Consider the following 17,215-nt stretch of genomic DNA (forward strand, 5'->3'; position numbering starts at 1 on the left):
GCCTTTCCGCGCACGGGCGGCGGAGCCGCTCACCGGGCCGAGGGCGGAGACGCCTCCGCAGGTTCGGTGTCGGGCTCGGCGGGGACAGGGCCGGCGTCCTCCCAGACCCCCTCCTCCCACGCGTCCTCCCGGTCGAGCGCGGCGATGCGGTCGAGCTCGTCGGCCGCCTCCGCCTCGGCACGCTCCTGCGCGAGCTCCGCGTCGGTGCGGTGCAGGCGGCGCGCGTTGCGGGCCACCTTCCGCTCCGAGGCGGGGATGCGGTCGTCGGTCTCCAGGCGGCGGTCGGTGCCGCGCCCGGACATGAGCACCGCGATACCGGCCGGGGTGGTGGGCTCCCAGTCGAACGTGACGTCGCCGATCGTGACCGGCGACCCACGGTGCGCCCCGGCCCGGGCCAGCGCATCCTCGACACCGAGACGGGCGAGGCGGTCGGCGAGGTAGCCGACGGCCTCGTCGTTGTCGAAGGAGGTCTGGCGGATCCAGCGCTCCGGCCGGGCGCCGAGCACGAGGAACCCGCCCTCGATCTCCGGGTCGGGCTCGATCGTGAACCCGGAGTCGTCGACGGCGGTGGGCCGCAGCACGATCCGGGTCGCCTCGACGACCGGCTGCGCGGCCCGGTAGGCCGCGACCTCCTCCGCCATCGCGAACGACAGCTCCCGCAGGCCGGCGTGCGACGCCGTGGAGATCGCGAGGACGCGCCAGCCGTAGCGTTCCGTCAGGTCGGCGGCAACGATCTCGGCCATGTCGGCGGCGTCCGGGACGTCGATCTTGTTGAGCGCGATCAGCCGCGGCCGGTCGGCCAGCTCCCCGCCGAGCGCGGGCGTGTACTGCGCGAGCTCGGCCTCCAGCGCCTCGATGTCGGCGGCCGGGTCGCGGCCGGGCTCGAACGTGGCGCAGTCGACGACGTGCACGAGCACCGAGCAGCGCTCGATGTGGCGCAGGAAGTCCAGGCCGAGGCCGCGCCCCTGCGAGGCACCGGGGATGAGGCCGGGCACGTCGGCGACGGTGAAGACCTCGGCCCCCGCCGTGACGACGCCGAGCTGTGGCACCAGCGTGGTGAACGGGTAGTCGGCGATCTTCGGCCGGGCCGCGGACAGCGCCGCGACCAGCGAGGACTTACCGGCGGACGGGAACCCGACCAGTCCGACATCGGCCATGGAGCGCAGCTCCAGCACGAGGTCGCGCTGCTCGCCGGGCTCGCCGAGCAGGGCGAAGCCGGGCGCCTTGCGCGCGTTGGACGACAGCGCGGCGTTGCCCAGCCCACCCCGACCCCCCTCGGCCGCGGCGAAGCGCGTGCCGGGACCGGTGAGGTCGGCGATGATCTCACCGTCGGTGGAGAACACGACGGTGCCGTCGGGCACGAGGAGCTCGATGTCCTCGGCGTTGGCACCCATCTTGAATCCGCCCTGGCCCTGCTTGCCGTTGCGGCCGAGCGCGTGCGGGCGGTGGTGGAAGTCGAGCAGGGTGTGCACCCCGGGGTCGACGACGAGCACGATCGACCCGCCGCGCCCCCCGTTACCGCCGTCCGGGCCGCCCAGCGGCTTGAACTTCTCGCGGTGCACCGAGGCGCAGCCGTTGCCGCCCGCCCCCGCCGTGGCGTGCAGCACCACGCGGTCCACGAACCTCGACATCAGCTGATTCTCCCTCGCACGACGAACGGCGGACCACCCTCAAGGGCGGCCCGCCGTCGTCGAGATGTAACTGGTCGTGCAGACCTCAGACCGAGACCGGCACGATGTTGATGACCTTGCGGCCGCGGCGGTAGCCGAACTCGACGGCACCCTCGGCGAGCGCGAACAGCGTGTCGTCGCCGCCCCGACCCACGTCGACGCCGGGGTGGAACTTGGTGCCGCGCTGGCGGATCAGGATCTCGCCGGCCTTGACGACCTGGCCGCCGAAGCGCTTGACGCCGAGATACTGGGCGTTCGAGTCGCGCCCGTTGCGGGAGCTGGACGCACCCTTCTTGTGAGCCATGGCTGCGTCTCCCCTACTTCGAGATGCCGGTGATCTGCACGCGCGTCAGGGGCTGACGGTGCCCCTGGCGCTTGTGGTAGCCGGTCTTGTTCTTGAACTTGTGGATGCGGATCTTCGGGCCCTTGGCGTGCTCGACGACCTTCGCGGCCACCGTGACACCGGCCAGCGCGTCGGCCGCGCTGGTGACGTCGTCGCCGTCCACCAGGAGCAGGGCCGGGAGGGTGATCTCGGCGCCGGGCTTCCCGTTGATCTTCTCAACGGTGACCACGTCGTCGACGGCCACCTTGTACTGCTTGCCGCCGGTCTTGACGATCGCGTACATGGACGCACTGCTCCTGAAGCTCGGGGGACGAAGCGGAGAGTTTCCTCCTCGCGGGCCGCCACTCGCAGGGTTCACGGAGTGCGGCGCAGGGGTCCCAGGGTACGGAAGGGCCGGAGCGGGGGTCAAACCGGGTCTCCCCCGCCGGTCGAGGGGTCGGCCGAGGCGTCGACGGCGGGCGGTGGGCCCGCCGGCCGCGACGCCGCGCGCCGGGTGCGGCGCACCCGGGTGACGGCGGGGGCCGGCTCGGGCTGCGGGGGCACCGCGGCCGCTGCCGGCTCCACGACGGGGGTCGCGACAGCGGGGTCAGCGACCGTCGGGGCCGCGACCTCGGGCACGGTGAGGACCGCCGCGACCGGGGTGTCGCCCTCGGTCGCCGTGGGCGCCCCCGCGGTGCGGGTGACGCGTCCGCGGCGGCGGGCCGGGCGGGCCTGGTGACCGTTGCCGTCGCCACCGACGCCGGGGTCGACGTCGGTGAGGACGGGCTGGTCGACCGCCCGGACCCGCGCCGCCTCCCGCTCGACGACGGCCTCCTCGACGGCGTCCTCGACCCCTCCGACGACCACACCGGTCGCGTCGGGCCGGACGTCGGGGACGACCGCGGGCGCACCCACGTCGACGGCGGCGGCCGTCCCGGCGACCTCGACGGTCTCCGCGTGGCTGTGTCCGTTGCGATCGTCGCCCTGGTCGGCGGCGTGCCCGTTGCGGTCCGAGCCGTTGCGGTCCGAGCCGTTGCGCTCGGACCCGTTGCGGTCCTCGCCGTCGCGCCGGCCACGCCCCCCGCGCGTACGACGGCCGGAGCCCTCGCCGGGACGGGCCTGGTCGCGTCCGGCGTCGGGCTGCTTCTCCGGCACCGGGTCGGCGTCGACGAGGACGCCCCGGCCACGGCAGTGCTCGCAGGTGGTGGAGAAGTGCTCCAGCAGCCCGCCACCGACCCGCTTGCGCGTCATCTGCACCAGGCCGAGCGAGGTGACCTCGGCGACCTGGTGCCTCGTGCGGTCGCGGGAGAGGCACTCGGTGAGGCGGCGCAGCACGAGGTCACGGTTGGCCTCGAGCACCATGTCGATGAAGTCGATGACGATGATGCCGCCGATGTCGCGCAGCCGGAGTTGGCGCACGATCTCCTCGGCCGACTCCAGGTTGTTGCGGGTGACCGTCTCCTCCAGGTTGCCCCCGGAGCCGGTGTACTTGCCGGTGTTGACGTCGATGACCGTCATGGCTTCGGTGCGGTCGATCACCAGCGTGCCGCCCGAGGGCAGCCACACCTTGCGGTCGAGGGCCTTGAGCAGCTGCTCGTCGATGCGGTACTCGGCGAACGCGTCCTTCGTGCCGACGTGCCGGTGCATCCGGTCGACCAGCTCGGGCGCGACGTGGCCGATGTAGTTGTGCAGCGTGTCCCAGGCGTCGTCGCCCTGGATGACGAGCTTGGAGAAGTCCTCGTTGAACTGGTCGCGCACGACCTTGATCAGCAGGTCGGGCTCCTCGTAGAGCAGCACCGGCGCCTTCGGCTTGCTCGGGCCGGTGGCCTTCGCCTTGGCGTCGATGACCTCCCACTGCGCCTGCAGGCGGCGGACGTCGCGCTCCAGCGCCTCGTGGCTGACGCCCTCGGACGCGGTGCGGATGATCACCCCTGCCTCGCTGGGGACGATCTCCTTGAGCATGTCCTTGAGCCGCTTGCGTTCGACGTCGGGCAGCTTGCGGCTGATCCCGGCCGCGCCGCCGCTCGGGACGTAGACGAGGAACCGGCCGGCCAGGCTGATCTGCGTGGTGAGCCGGGCGCCCTTGTGCCCGACCGGGTCCTTGGTGACCTGCACCAGTACCGGGTCGCCGCTGTGCAGTGCCTGCTCGATCTTCCGGGCCTTGCCGCCGAGACCGGCGGCGTCCCAGTCGACCTCACCGGCGTAGAGCACGGCGTTGCGGCCGCGGCCGATGTCGACGAACGCGGCCTCCATCGACGGCAGCACGTTCTGCACGCGCCCGAGGTAGATGTTGCCGACCATCGATCGGCCGGTGCCGCCGTCACGCCCGGTGCCGTCGGCGACGAAGTGCTCGACGAGGACGTCGTCCTCCAGCACCCCGATCTCGACGCGGTCGCCGCGCTCGCGGGCCACCATCACGCGGTCGACGGCCTCGCGGCGGGCCAGGAACTCGGCCTCGGACAGGATCGGGACGCGGCGGCGACCGGCGTCGCGGCCGTCGCGGCGGCGCTGGCGCTTGGCCTCCAGGCGGGTCGACCCGCGGACGCCCTGCACGCCGTCGCCGTCGGAGTCGTCCGACGACCGCTCGGAGCGCTCGCGCGGGGCGCGGATGCGGGTGACGGTGCCGGGCGGGTCGGACTCGTCGCCCGCCTCGTCGCTCGACCCGCGGCGGCGGCGCCGACGGCGGCGGCGCGAGCCGGAGCTCTCCTCGTCGCCGGACTCCTCGTCGGAACCGGACTCCGCGGCGTCGCCGTCCTCGGTGGCGGCGTCGTCACCGGGCGCGTCGGGCTCGTCGGAGTCGCCGGCCCCGGAGTCGTCGGTGCCGTCCGAGGAGTCGGTGCCGTCCGAGGAGTCGGTGCCGTCCGAGGAATCGGTGGTCTCGTCGTCGGAGTCGTCGTCGGCCCCGCGGCCACGCCCGCGGCCGCGACGCCCGCGGCGACGGCGGCGGCGCGACCCGTCGTCGTCGGAGTCGTCGGAGCCGTCGGTGTCGGGCCCGCCGGTCGGGGCCTCGGTCGCCCCCGGAGCGGTGGTGTCGGGCTCGGCGGTGACCGGCTCGACCGGTGCCGCGGCCTCGGCCGCCTCCTCGGCGGCGGGCTCCTCGACCTCGGCCGCGCGGCGGCGACCGCGGGCGGGACGGGTGGGGGCCTGGAACAGCGGCGCGGGCGGCGCGAACAGTGGGGCCAGCGGGGCGTCGGCGGACCGGGCGGAGCGCTCGGAGCCGAACGAGATGGGGAGCTCGGGGGCGGCGAGGTCGGCGGCGGCCACGGCGGCGGCCAGGTCGGAGACCGGCTCGGCCGCAGTCGCAGCGGCCGGAGCAGCGGCGGTGGGAGCAGCGGCGGTGGGAGCAGCGGCCTCGGCCGGAGCAGAGGGGGCCGCGGGGGCCGTCTCGACGGGAGCGGCACCGGCCGGCGCGGCGGCGCGGGTCGCCCGACGCCGCCGGGTGCGGGGTGCGGGCGCGTCGACCGGAGCGGCGTCGACCGCGGCCGGCTCCTCGACAGGAGCGGGCTCCTCGGCAGGAGCGGGCTCCTCGACGGGAGCCCCGGGCGCCGCGTCGCCCTGCAGCGCAGAGACCACCAGCTCCGCGGCCTTGCGGTCGATGCTGGACTGCGGACTGCGGGCTGCGATGTCGAGGGCGGCGAGTGCGGCCAGCACCTCCCTGCTGGTGCGTCCCAGCAGCCGGGCGAGCGCGTGCACCCGCATCTTGTCGGGCAGTTCGGGTGTGGCGATGTCAGACATCGAACTCCTTCGCCCCCGGGCGCCTCCGGTGAGGAAGGCGGCCGCTCAGGGGCCACGTACGTCTCTCCCCGCGCGGTGCGCGGGCAGCAATCCTGGTCTGCTCGACGACGTGGGCGTCCGTACCGCTCAGACCTGGGTGGTGACCCGGGGCGGTCCGAGCGGATCGGCGAGCTCACCCCGGTCGTCGAGCAGTCCCTGAGCCATCCTGGTCGCCTTGGGGGGCACCGGAGGCCTGAGGCCTGCGACAACGTCGAGTGCACCCAACACGTCATCGGGTCGAACGGCGGGTGTCGTCTGCCGCACGACCGCGGTCAGTATCGCACAGACTCCCCCGTCGGACGTGTGACTCGCGCGGGAGTCCGCCGCGGTCACGGTGGCCGAGGCCACCGCGGCCCGGACGTCGATCTGGCGACGGCCCGAGGGCATCACGCGGTCGAGGACCAGGGTCTCCAGGGCGAGCAGCGCCTCGACGGCCGCGCTCAGCTCGGTGACCGCCACCCCGGGCAGCTCGACGACCCAGCGGCTCGCGTCGATCCGGTCGGCCAGCGACGGGGCCTCGGCGACGACGGCGTCGAGGATGTCGATGCCGTCCGGGAGGGCCGAATCCAGCGCGCTGACCAGCGCGGACGGCTCCACGGGCGTGGTCAGGCCGACCTCGAAGTACTCGGCCTCGCTCGCCGTGCCGGTCGGGGCCGCGCCGACCCAGGACAGGCGGGGGTGCGGGCTGAAGCCGTGCGAGTGCGCGACCGGGACCCCGGCCCGGCGGACGGCCCGCTCGACGCTGCGCGCGACGTCGCGGTGCGAGAGGAACCGCAGCCGCCCACGCTTGGCGAACCGGACACGGATCCGCTGCACCGTGGGAGGGGCCGGGTTCGCCGCCTCCCCCGCCTTCACTCGGGCCATCGGCCGAGGATAGGTCAGCCGCCGGCCGGCCGGCCGGGCGCGGGGAGGGTCGGGTCGTCAGGCCGGGACGGCCGGGTCCATGACGAGGAGCGACTCCCCGGCCGGCCCGAACCCGGCCCGCCGGTAGAACGGCGCGCTGCCCGGCGTCGGGGCGAGCACCAGCCGCCGGTATCGGCGCTCGCGGGCGTGCGCGACGGCGTGGCTGAGCAGGGCGCGCGGCACCCCGCGGTCGGCCCACGCGGCGATCACGAAGGCGTTGCCGACGTGCCCGATCGCTCCCCCGCGCGCCCCGGGCCGCGGCATGTGCGCGATCTCGACGACGTTGAGCGAGCCCACAGCGGTGAACCCGGCCCGCTCGGTGCCGACCTCGGCGAGCCAGAACGTGCGCCGCGACAGCTCCGAACGCCACCATTGCGCGAACGAGGCCTCGAACCCCGGGTCGTCGACCGGGCGGCCGGCCCGCTCCTCGAGCCACGCGCGCCGCAGCCGGGCGAGTGCGTCGAGGTCGCGCTCGTCGGCGACACGGACGGTGAAGGCGGGGCCGTCAGCCACTCTGCGTCAGAGGATTGACCACGGTCAGCGGCAGCAGGGTGGTGCCGCTGGGGCCCACCTCGATGTCGGTACCCGTCGACGGGCAGACGCCGCAGTCGAAGCACGGCGTCCACCGGCAGTCGTCCTGCTCGCGGCCGGACAGCGCGTCCTGCCAGTCGTCCCAGAGCCAGTCGCGCTCCAGGCCGGAGTCGAGGTGGTCCCACGGCAGGATCTCGGCCTGGCCGCGCTCGCGCGTGGTGTACCAGTCGACGGATACGCCGAGAGGCTCCAGCTCGGCCGCGGCCGCGGTCATCCAGCGCTCGTAGGAGAAGTGCTCGCTCCAGCCGTCGAACCGGCCGCCCTCGCGCCACACCCGCTCGATGACGGCACCGACGCGCCGGTCGCCGCGGGCCAGCAGCCCTTCCACCAGCGACGGCTGCCCGTCGTGGTAGCGCATGCCGATGTTGCGGCCGAGCTTGCGGTCGCTGTTGACGGCGGCGCGGAGCTTGCGCAGCCGGTCGTCGACGACGTCGGGGTGGGCCTGCGCGGCCCACTGGAACGGGGTGTGCGGCTTGGGGACGAACCCGCCGATGGAGATCGTGCAGCGGACGTCGTTGCGCCCCGACGCGATGCGCCCGGCCTTGATCACGCGGTGCGCCATGCCCGCGATCTCCAGGACGTCCTCGTCCTCCTCGGTGGGCAGCCCGCACATGAAGTACAGCTTCACCTGGCGCCAGCCCTGCGCGAAGGCCTCCGAGACGGTGCGGATGAGGTCCTCCTCCGACACCATCTTGTTGATCACGCGACGGATCCGCTCGGAGCCGCCCTCGGGGGCGAACGTCAGCCCGGAGCGGCGGCCGTTGCGGCTGATCTCGTTGGCGAGGTCGATGTTGAAGGCGTCGACCCGCGTCGACGGGAGCGACAGCGACGTGTTGGTGCCCTCGTACCGGTCGGCAAGGCCCTTGGTGATCTCGGCGATCTCGGAGTGGTCGGCCGAGCTCAGGGACAGCAGCCCGACCTCGTCGAACCCGGTGGCGCGGACGGACGCGTCGACCATCTTGCCGATGCCCTCCAGCGACCGCTCCCGCACCGGCCGGGTGATCATCCCGGCCTGGCAGAAGCGGCAGCCGCGGGTGCAGCCGCGGAAGATCTCGACCGACGCGCGCTCGTGCACGGTCTCGGCCAGCGGCACCAGCGGCGCCTTCGGGTAGGGCCACTCGTCGAGCTCGGTGGTGGTGCGCTTGGTGACGGTGCGCGGCACGCGGTCCTCGACGGGCGTGACCGACGCGATCGCGCCGTCCTCACCGTAGCCGACCTCGTACAGCGAGGGCACGTAGCAGCCGTCGGTGGCCGCGAGGCGCAGCAGCAGCTCGCGCCGTCCGCCGGGACGACCCTCGGCCTTCCACTCCCGCACGACGTCGGTGATGTCGCCGACGACCTCCTCGCCGTCGCCGATCGCCGCGACGTCGACGAAGCGCGAGATCGGCTCCGGGTTGAACGCGGCGTGCCCGCCCGCGACGACCACGGGGTGGTCGACGGACCGGTCGGCGGCGTGCAGCGGGATGCCGGCGAGGTCGAGGGAGGTGAGCAGGTTCGTGTAGCCCAGCTCGGTGGAGAAGCTGATGCCGAGCAGGTCGAACGCCCCGAGCGGGCGGTGGCCGTCGACGGTGAACGCGGGCACGCCGTGCTCGCGCATGAGGGCCTCGAGGTCGGGCCACACCGAGTAGCAGCGCTCGGCCAGGGCGTCGGCACGCTCGTTGAGGACCTCGTAGAGGATCTGGACGCCCTGGTTCGGCAGCCCCACCTCGTACGCGTCGGGATACATGAGCGCCCACCGGACGTCGGCCGCGTCCCAGTCCTTGAGCTGCGCGTTCAGCTCACCGCCCACGTACTGGACGGGCTTGGAGACGCGCGGGAGCAGCGCTTCGAGGTCAGGGAACACGGACGCGGCAGTCACGCTGCCCCAGGGTAGCCCCCGTTCCCGACGCACACGCTCCCGCACACGCGCGGCCGCCACGGTGGCGCCGTGACCACAGCAACGGACCTCTCCGCCATCGGCACGAAGCACCGCGCCCTCTGGGCGTCCGGCGACTATCCGACCGTCGCCGCCGACCTCATCCCCGACCTCGGGGCCACGCTCGTCGAGTTCGCCGGCGTCACGGCGGGACAGCGCGTCCTCGACGTCGGCGCGGGCACCGGCAACGCCGCGATCCCCGCCGCGCTGACCGGCGCGGACGTCGTCGCCTCCGACCTGACCCCGGAGCTGCTGACCGCGGGCGAGGTGATCGCCACGGCCCGCGGGGCACACCTGCAGTGGGTCGAGGCCGACGCCCACGCGCTGCCGTTCGAGACCGGCGAGTTCGACACCGTGCTGTCCTGCGTCGGTGTCATGTTCGCGCCGTTCCACGACCGGTCGGCGGCCGAGCTGCTGCGCGTGTGCCGGCCCGGCGGCACGATCGGGCTGCTCAGCTGGACGCCGGAGGGCTTCGTCGGACGCCTGTTCGCGACGATGAAGCCGTTCGCCCCCGCGCCCCCGCCCGGTGCCTCGCCCGCGCCGCTGTGGGGCGACGAGGAGCACCTCCGGGGACTGTTCGGCGACGGGGTGCGCGAGCTGCGGGCGCAGCGGCGGACCACGACGTTCGCCGTCGCCGACTCCCCGGTGGCCTTCCGCGAGTGGTGGAAGGCCAACTACGGCCCGACGATCGCGGTGTACCGCGGCCTGGACGTCGACCGGGCCGCCGAGCTGGACGCCGCGTTCCTCCGGATGCTCGAACAGACGCGCACGGACGGTGCGTGGGAGACGGAGTATCTGCTGGTCACAGCCGTTCGGACCTGACGGCGGCGGAGGGTTCGCGGGAGGATGGGGCCATGACGGTCGTGCGGCTGCTGGGGCCGCCCCAGCTGGGGGGCGCGACGCTGCCGCGCGGCCGCAAGCCCTGGGCGCTCGTCGCACTGCTGCTGTGCTCCACCGGTCCGGTCCCGCGCAGCCGCGTGATCGACCTGCTGTTCCCCGACGCCGTCGACCCCCAGGCGGCGCTGCGCTGGACGCTCAGCCAGGCCCGGCGCGCCCTCGGGGACGCGGTGCGCCTCGGCGGCGACCCGCTGACCTGGGACGTGGCCGACGGCGTGCACGTCGACGTCCTCGACGTGCTCGCCGGCCGCACCCCCACCGCGTGGCCGCTCGCCGAGGCGACGCTGCCGCTGCTGGAGGGCGCCGAGCCGGACGTGCCGGAGTTCGCGGCGTGGCTGCACGGCCGTCGCCTCGATCTCGCCGCGGCCGGGGCACGGGTGCAACGCGCGCAGCGCACCCGGTCGTTCTCCCCCGCCGGCCGGGGCGCCGTCCGCGACCTGGTCCGGGTGGGCGAGCAGGTGATGGACGCGGGCGCGGCCCGCGACGGCACCGCGATCCTCGCCGGGGCGGTGCGCCGGGCCCGGGCGCTCGGCGACGACGCCGTGCTCGCGCAGGCGCTGGCCCACTACGGCCGCGGCGTCGTGCACGCGGTCGCCAGCACCGACCGCGGCGCGGCCGCCGCCCTGCGCGAGGCCGACCGCCTCGCCACCCGGGAGGGCCTGGCCGACGTCGCCGCGCTCGCCCGTCGCGAGCTGGGGTTCGTGGCCACCGCGACCGGCGACCAGGCGGGGGCGCTGGTGCAGCTCGCCCGGGCCGACGCCGCGGCGGAGGGGCGTCCGGAGCAGGAGGCCGGGGTGGCCTACGGGCGCGGGTTCGCCCTCGTCGACACGCTCGCCTCGGGCGGGGCGGTGCGGGAGCTGGACCGGGCCGTCGCGCTCGGCGAAGCCGCCGACCGGCCCCGCGCCACCGCGGCGGCGCTCGCCATGCGCGGCCGGGCCCGGCTGCAGCGCGACGAGGACGAGCAGGCCGGGTCCGACATCGACCGGGCCCGCGCGCTCGTGGCCGAGCTCGGCTGGACCCCGATGCGCCCGTGGGTGGAGTTCCTGCACGGCGAGGTGCTGCTGCGGGCGGGCCGCGCCGCCGACGCCGCGACGGTGTTCGCCGACGCCCGCACCCTGGCCGAGGTCCTCGACGACGCCTGCTGGGTCGCGCTCACCGGGCGCGGCCTGGCCTCGGCCCGGGCCCGGCTCGGCGACCCCGCCGGTGCCGCCGCCGCGCTGCGCTCCACCTGCGACACCCTCGTCGCCGACGCCGACGTGTGCTGCTGGATCGAGCTGCACGTGCGCGACACCCTGTGCGCGGTCACGGCGTCGTTCGACGAGCCCGCGGCCGTCGCGGAGTGCCACGTGCTGGCCGACCGCGCCGACCGGGCCGGGCTGGGCGAGTTCGCCGTCCGCGCAGCGCGGCACCGGGCCCGGCTGGGCGACCCGGACGCCGTCCGTGAGCAGCGGGCGCGGGCCGGGCGCTACGACAACCCGGCGCTGCTGCGGACCTGAACCGGCGCGGACCCGGCGTCGAACGTCCGCGCGATGAACGAGCGATTCGTGCGGGTCGGGGACATCGAGCTCTGCTACGAGTCCCTGGGCGACCCCGAGCACCCCACCGTCCTGCTGATCATGGGCCTGAACCTGTCGATGGACTGGTGGCGCGACGACTTCTGTTCGGATCTCGCCGCCCGCGGCTTCCACGTCGTCCGCTTCGACAACCGCGACGTCGGCCGCTCCACCCACGTCCGCGGCCCCGGCATCACCGCGTGGGAGTTCCTGCGCCGTCGCGCCACGCCCGTCTACACGCTCGGCGACATGGCCGACGACGCCGCGGGCCTCATCGCACACCTCGACCCGCGGGGCGCGCACGTCGTCGGGGCGTCGCTGGGGTCGATGGTGGCGCAGGAGGTCGCGATCCGGCACCCGCACCTCACCCGCTCCCTCGTCTCGATCATGGGGCGGCCCGGTGACGGACGCACCGGCAGAGTCCACTGGACGCGCATCCCCGACTTCCTCCGCCCACCGTCGGCCGACCCCGTCGAGGCGATGGTGGCGGCGTTCCGCCGGATCGGGTCCGCCGACCGCACCGGGCAGGACGACGAGGACGTGCGCGTGACGATGCGCCGCTCCATGTCCCGGGAGGTCGGGGACGGCAGCAGCCGCCAGCTCGCGGCGTGCGTCGGCGAGCGCGACCGCACCGCCGACCTCAGCGGGCTGACCATGCCCGCACTCGTGCTGCACGGCGAGCGCGACAAGGTCATCGTGCCCTCCGGCGGGCGTGCGACCGCCGCGGCGATCCCGGGAGCCGAGCTACTCGAGGTGCCGGGGATGGGCCACGACCTGGCCCGGTGGGTGTGGCCGACGGTGATCGACGGTATCGCCCGCACCGCGGCGCGCGCTCAGGACCGGACGACGTCGTAGGTCAGGTGCGTCGCGTTCGCGGTCGCGACGACGCTGCGCTGCACCAGCGCGCACGATCCACCGCCGGTGAACAGCGGCGTCCCCGTACCCAGCACGACGGGGGCGAGGTGCAGGATGAGCTCGTCGACCAGGCCCGCGGCCAGCGCCGACCCGACCACCGCGCCGCCCCCCATGAGGACGACGTCGAGGTCCACCGCCTCGGCGCGCTCCCGGGCCGCGGCCACGGCGTCGCGCAGGCCGGTGGTGACGAACGTCCAGTCCAGTCCGGTGAGCCGCACCGACTCCGGCGGTGCGCCGGTCACGACGACGAAGGCCGGTGCGGCGGCCTCCCGCGCGCCGTATCCGACCTCCTCGCTCCACCCGTGCGGCCCGTCGACGACGTCGAACAACCGGCGGCCGAGGATCACGGCACCCGATCGGGAGGTGCCCTCGCGCAGGATCCGGGCGTCGTCGGGGTCGTCGGAGAACGCCCACGTGTGCAGGGCCTCGCCCCCTGCACCCAGCCCGTCGGCGGGGCCGGGATCGGGCCCGGTCACGAAACCGTCGAGGGAGACCGAGATGTCGGCGACGATGCGAGTCACGCCCTGAGGACGACCGTCGTGGCCCGAACTGATCGCCGGTCGGGACGGACGGCCTCCGCGGTGCCCCTCACCGGACACACGTTCGCCGCGGGCCGCGCCGTGCACCACCAACGTCGGCCGAGGTGCTCGCGGAGATCGACGGGTACCGGACGGGTGCCGTCGACGGCGGGCTGGTGGTCGCCGACCGCGACGGCGGGGTCTTCCGCGTGGAGATCCCGGACCGACTAGAGCAGCCCCGCCGACCGCAGCGCCGCGCGCACGTCGTCGTGGTGCACCTCGTCGAGCGGCACCAGCGGCAGCCGGATGCCCGGCGGGATGAGCCCCAGCTCGGCCAGCGCCCACTTGACCGGGATCGGGTTCGGCTCGGAGAACAGGGCGCGGTGCAGCGCGGCCAGGTCGCCGTCGATCAGCGCGGCGAGCTCCGCGTCACCGGCCAGCGCGGCCGCGCACATCCGCGCCATCATCTCGGGCGCGACGTTGGCCGTGACCGAGATGTCGCCGTGGAAGCCGGCGAGGATGCTGGCGCGGGCCGTGCCGTCGTCGCCGGAGTAGAGGGCGAAGTCGGGCAGCGCCAGTGCGACGAGGTCGCGGACGCGGTCGAGATCGCCCAGCGCCTCCTTGAGCCCCACGATGTTGTGCACCGAGGCGAGCCGCTCCACCGTGGACGGCAGCATGTCGACGGCCGTGCGACCGGGCACGTTGTAGAGGTACTGCGGGATGTCGACGGCCTCGGCGATCGCCCGGAAGTGCCGGTACAGGCCCTCCTGCGGCGGCTTGTTGTAGTACGGCGTGACGAGCAGTGCCCCGTCGGCCCCCGCCCGCTTCGCCGCGGCCGTGAGGTGGATCGCCTCCGCGGTGGAGTTGGCGCCGGTGCCGGCGATCACCGGTACGCGGCCCGCCGCCACGTCGATCGTTCGGCGGATGACGTCGGTGTGCTCGGCGACGTCGAGCGTGGCCGACTCGCCGGTCGTCCCGACCGACACGATGGCCGCGGTGCCGCCCTCGATCGCGCGGTCGACGACCTTCGCGAGCGCCTCGTGGTCGACCGCGCCGTCCTCCCGCATCGGGGTGACCAGTGCGACCAGGCTTCCGGTGATCATCAGCCCTCCAGGGGATGGATAGGCCCGGGACGTTACCCGCTCGTGATCGAGCTCCGGTAGGACGGCCGTTGCGTCGCCGTACCGACGCGAGGGGGGTGCCCGGTGAGCAACCGCAGGGTGCTCGTCGCTGCGGCGTTCTCCCTGATCGGCGCCGGCGCGCTCGCCCTGCCGTGGTGGCGCGGGTCCGGGCCGTGGGCGGGCTGGGAGGTCGTCGGCACCCCGGTGGCAGTCGTGGTCGTGGCGCTCGCCGTCGCCGCGACGGCCGGTCTCCGGTCCACGGCGGGGCGGGCGCTGCTCGCCGCCTCCGGTGCCGCGACGGCGAGCGCCGTCGCGGTGACGGTGGCCGCGTGGGGCGTCACCGCCGTCCCGGGGCCGGTGGTCGCGGGGATGGCGGCGCTGGGTGTGCTCGCCCTCGCCCTCGCCGTCCCCGCACCCGGTCGCGGGGTGCTCGCGTGCGCGCTCGTCGCAGCCGTCGGCACCGCGGTGCTCCCGGGAGTGCCGCGGGTCCCGGAGCGCATGGTCGACGGGCCGTTCGTGCGCATCGCCGTGCTCGACGCCGACCGTCCGCTGCGCTCCGGCGAACCCGTGCTGCCCGCGTCGGTGTCCGAGCAGGGCTCCGGGCTGGGAGCGCTCGACGGGGTGCCCGTGGTGTTCGGCGGCGACGGTCTCGTCGTCCCCGACGCGTCCGGACGGGCCCGGGTCGTCGCCCGGACCGACGGGGACGCGGTGCTCGGCGTCGCGGGCGGGCGGATCGCGCGCCTGGTCGGCGGCGGCGCACTGCTCGTCACCGGGACGGCGCCCGGCGACCCGACCCGGGTGCGCGTGGACGACGTCGGATCGGTGAGCCGGGTGGGCACGGACGGGTCGGTGTGGTTGCACGCCGACGCCGACCCGCGTGGCTCCGTGCGTCGATTCGACCTCGCCGCGTACGGCGGGGTGCAGGAGGTCCCCGCGGTCTACCTGCCGGTCGTCACGATCCGCGACCCCGACGACACCGACGGCATCGACCTCCGCGACGTGCGCCCGACGGCCGGTGGGACCGCGCTGCGGTTGTCCGACGGCCGCCTGGAGCGCCTCGCACCGACCTCGACCGGGATCGCCGCGCAGGTGCTGGCCGGGGCCGCCGACCCGGCGTGCGGGCTCACCAGCGACGCCCGTTCCAGCGTCCTGACCTCCACCGGCCCGATCACCGTCGACGCCGACGGCGGGATCTGGCTCGCCGTCGACGGGTGGCTCGCGCGGATCGACCCGGCCGGGGGCATGAGCGCGGTGCCGTCGCCGCTGCCGGGGATCCCGTACGCGCTGGTGGCGCTGCCCGACGGCGCGATCGTCCTGGGCACCGCCGACGCGCTGTGGCGACTGCCGGACGCCACCGGTGCGCTCGCCGACCTCCCGCCCGTCCCCACCGGCTGCGTCGCCGACCCGCCCGCGGTGGGCCCGCCCGTCGCGCTCGTACCGGTCGCGCACACCGGGGGTGACCAGCTCGGCGTCCCCCTCGGCGTCGACGGGCGGTGGGCGGGCGGGCGGATCGGCGGTGGTGACCTCGCGGTCGTCTCCCCCGACGGCGCGACGACGACGCTCGGACCGCGCCGCGACGGGTACCTCGGTCAGGTCTGGCCGGACGGCGGGGGCGGCGCGTGGTGGCTGGAGGTCGCGGGCCCCGACGAGGACCTGCTGACGCTGGTGCACGCGCTCCCCGGCGGGGACCAGGTGCGGTCCGCGCCGGTGGAGCACCCGGCGGCGCGCGAGGGATCGGCACTGGTCCCCGATCTGGGTGGGCGTCCGCCGCTGCTGGCCACCGCGGTGGGGGCCTTCCGGATCGACGGCGGCGCTGCGGTCCGCGTGGTGGACGGCGCGATCGCCGGTGGCGTGGTGCGGGCCGACGGCCGCGGCTGGGTGCTGGCCGACGGGCGGCTGATGGCCCTCGACGGTGACCGCGTGCTCGGACCCGTGGTCGCCTCCCCGACCCGGACGGACGTCCCGGTCGCGGTGCAGCTCGCGAAGGGCGTGCCACCGGAGCAGCTCTCCCTGGGCCGGGCCGCGGTCGGTCTGGACGCGGGCGGCCGGGCGGTGGCCGTGAGCGACGGGGTGGTGCTGCGGATCGACGACAGCGGAGCCGTCGCCGTTGTCGCGCAGGACCCGCGGCTCGACGCACCGTTCACCGCGGAGGGCGGGCTCGTCGAGTCCGTCGACGGGGTGCTGCTGCGGGTCGACCTGCCGTGACGCGGGCGGCGCGGACCGATCCCGACGCAGGTCAGCCGAACGCTGCGCGCATCGGGTTGCCCGCGGTCGTGATGCGGCGGGCGGTGGCCCCGACCACCGCGAGGATCGCGATCACCCCGGCCCCCGCGACGGCCACGGGCGCGTCGCCGAGCACGATGCCGACCAGGGCCCACACGGCGGCCACGGCGTACCCGACGACCGCGGTGCCCGACAGGACCACCCACATCAGGATCCCGGCCGCGGCGAGCAGGACGACGACGGCGGCGATCGCGGGGAGCGCGCCGGTGCCGGGGAGGCCCGCCCACACGCCGGTGGAGGCGGTGCCGAGCACGGTGGCCAGCGACACCCAGCCGGTGTAGAGGGCGATCGACCCGCGGAACACGATCCGCTCCAGCACGCCGGTGGCCGGCTCGCGGCTCAGGCGCCCGAACACCGTGGCGAGGCAGACCAGCAGCCCGATGATGAACAGCTCGGCGACGGGCACCCACCGGGCCCCGAACGCGAGGATCCAGGCGGGGTTGAGCACCGCCGACGCGACGAGCCACCACCCGGTGCGGCGGTGCACCTCGCGGCCGCGCTGCGACGGGAGCAGCTGGTAGACCGCGTAGGCGAGGAACCCGACGTAGATCGGGCCCCAGATCGCGAACGCCCAACCCGCGGCGAGCAGCGGCGTCGCGTAGTCGCGCGCCACCACCCCGACCGACTCCCCCACGGCCCCGCTGCCCCCGAGACCGGAGACGACGATCTGGACGACCGCGAGCACCGCGACGGCGGATCCACGGACGAGGTCGGCGGTGGCGGAGCGTCGGGACGTGACGGTCATGGGCACAT

General features: G+C 75.2%; 14 protein-coding genes. 4 read left to right on the forward strand and 10 right to left on the reverse strand.

The features are described from left to right. Positions 1-29: 29 nt before the first annotated feature. The 7 genes from obgE to I4I81_RS15330 form a co-directional block, all read right to left on the reverse strand. Positions 30-1,634, reverse strand: a complete 1,605-nt coding sequence (obgE, locus tag I4I81_RS15300) for a GTPase ObgE (RefSeq protein WP_218616576.1) — start codon at positions 1,632-1,634, stop codon at positions 30-32. Positions 1,635-1,716: 82 nt separating this feature from the next. Beyond that, a complete protein-coding gene (gene rpmA, locus I4I81_RS15305; protein ID WP_218605945.1) occupies positions 1,717-1,974 on the reverse strand; it encodes a 50S ribosomal protein L27 in 258 nt (85 codons plus the stop codon). Between the two features lie 13 nt (positions 1,975-1,987). Next, on the reverse strand, positions 1,988-2,296 hold the full coding sequence (gene rplU, locus I4I81_RS15310) for a 50S ribosomal protein L21 (protein ID WP_141278010.1): 309 nt from the start codon (positions 2,294-2,296) through the stop codon (positions 1,988-1,990). A 122-nt stretch (positions 2,297-2,418) separates the two neighbouring features. Beyond that, positions 2,419-5,727 (reverse strand): translation initiation factor IF-2 N-terminal domain-containing protein, encoded by a 3,309-nt coding sequence (locus I4I81_RS15315; RefSeq protein WP_218616123.1) that lies wholly within the window; start codon positions 5,725-5,727, stop codon positions 2,419-2,421. Positions 5,728-5,853: 126 nt separating this feature from the next. Next, the gene (locus I4I81_RS15320; protein ID WP_218604548.1) at positions 5,854-6,630 is read right to left on the reverse strand and encodes a TIGR03936 family radical SAM-associated protein; all 777 of its coding nucleotides are present in this window, start codon (positions 6,628-6,630) and stop codon (positions 5,854-5,856) included. A 57-nt stretch (positions 6,631-6,687) separates the two neighbouring features. Then, positions 6,688-7,182 carry a GNAT family N-acetyltransferase gene (locus I4I81_RS15325; protein ID WP_218604547.1) on the reverse strand — a complete coding sequence of 165 codons (495 nt, stop codon included), beginning with the start codon at positions 7,180-7,182 and terminating at the stop codon, positions 6,688-6,690. Next, positions 7,175-9,118, reverse strand: a complete 1,944-nt coding sequence (locus I4I81_RS15330; RefSeq protein WP_218604546.1) for a TIGR03960 family B12-binding radical SAM protein — start codon at positions 9,116-9,118, stop codon at positions 7,175-7,177. The genes I4I81_RS15325 and I4I81_RS15330 overlap by 8 nt, the downstream gene beginning before the upstream one ends. Before the next feature lie 69 nt (positions 9,119-9,187). On the opposite strand from I4I81_RS15330, the gene I4I81_RS15335 reads away from it, so the two are divergent. Genes I4I81_RS15335 through I4I81_RS15345 form a run of 3 tightly spaced genes read left to right on the forward strand, consistent with a single transcriptional unit; the run spans position 9,188 to position 12,480 of the window. Beyond that, positions 9,188-9,997 (forward strand): class I SAM-dependent methyltransferase, encoded by an 810-nt coding sequence (locus I4I81_RS15335; protein ID WP_218604545.1) that lies wholly within the window; start codon positions 9,188-9,190, stop codon positions 9,995-9,997. A gap of 32 nt (positions 9,998-10,029) precedes the next feature. Continuing rightward, complete coding sequence (locus I4I81_RS15340) at positions 10,030-11,568, forward strand: AfsR/SARP family transcriptional regulator (protein WP_218604544.1); 1,539 nt, start codon at positions 10,030-10,032, stop codon at positions 11,566-11,568. 33 nt (positions 11,569-11,601) lie between these two features. Further along, positions 11,602-12,480 (forward strand): alpha/beta fold hydrolase, encoded by an 879-nt coding sequence (locus I4I81_RS15345; protein WP_218604543.1) that lies wholly within the window; start codon positions 11,602-11,604, stop codon positions 12,478-12,480. Here the strand turns inward: I4I81_RS15345 and I4I81_RS15350 are convergent. Further along, positions 12,459-13,061 carry a dihydrofolate reductase family protein gene (locus tag I4I81_RS15350; protein ID WP_218604542.1) on the reverse strand — a complete coding sequence of 201 codons (603 nt, stop codon included), beginning with the start codon at positions 13,059-13,061 and terminating at the stop codon, positions 12,459-12,461. The two genes, I4I81_RS15345 and I4I81_RS15350, sit on opposite strands and share 22 nt — an antisense overlap. Positions 13,062-13,285: 224 nt before the next feature. Next, positions 13,286-14,161, reverse strand: coding sequence for a 4-hydroxy-tetrahydrodipicolinate synthase (gene dapA / locus I4I81_RS15355; RefSeq protein ID WP_218604541.1), 876 nt, complete (start codon positions 14,159-14,161; stop codon positions 13,286-13,288). A gap of 102 nt (positions 14,162-14,263) precedes the next feature. Here dapA and I4I81_RS15360 point away from each other — a divergent pair, with 102 nt between their 5' ends. Further along, a complete protein-coding gene (locus I4I81_RS15360; RefSeq protein WP_218616124.1) occupies positions 14,264-16,384 on the forward strand; it encodes a hypothetical protein in 2,121 nt (706 codons plus the stop codon). Between the two features lie 31 nt (positions 16,385-16,415). On the opposite strand, the gene I4I81_RS15365 is transcribed toward I4I81_RS15360, so the two are convergent. Then, a complete protein-coding gene (locus tag I4I81_RS15365) occupies positions 16,416-17,207 on the reverse strand; it encodes a TspO-related membrane protein (protein ID WP_218616125.1) in 792 nt (263 codons plus the stop codon). Between the last annotated feature and the right edge of the window lie 8 nt (positions 17,208-17,215).

Source organism: Pseudonocardia abyssalis (genome assembly GCF_019263705.2).
GTDB lineage: Bacteria > Actinomycetota > Actinomycetes > Mycobacteriales > Pseudonocardiaceae > Pseudonocardia > Pseudonocardia abyssalis.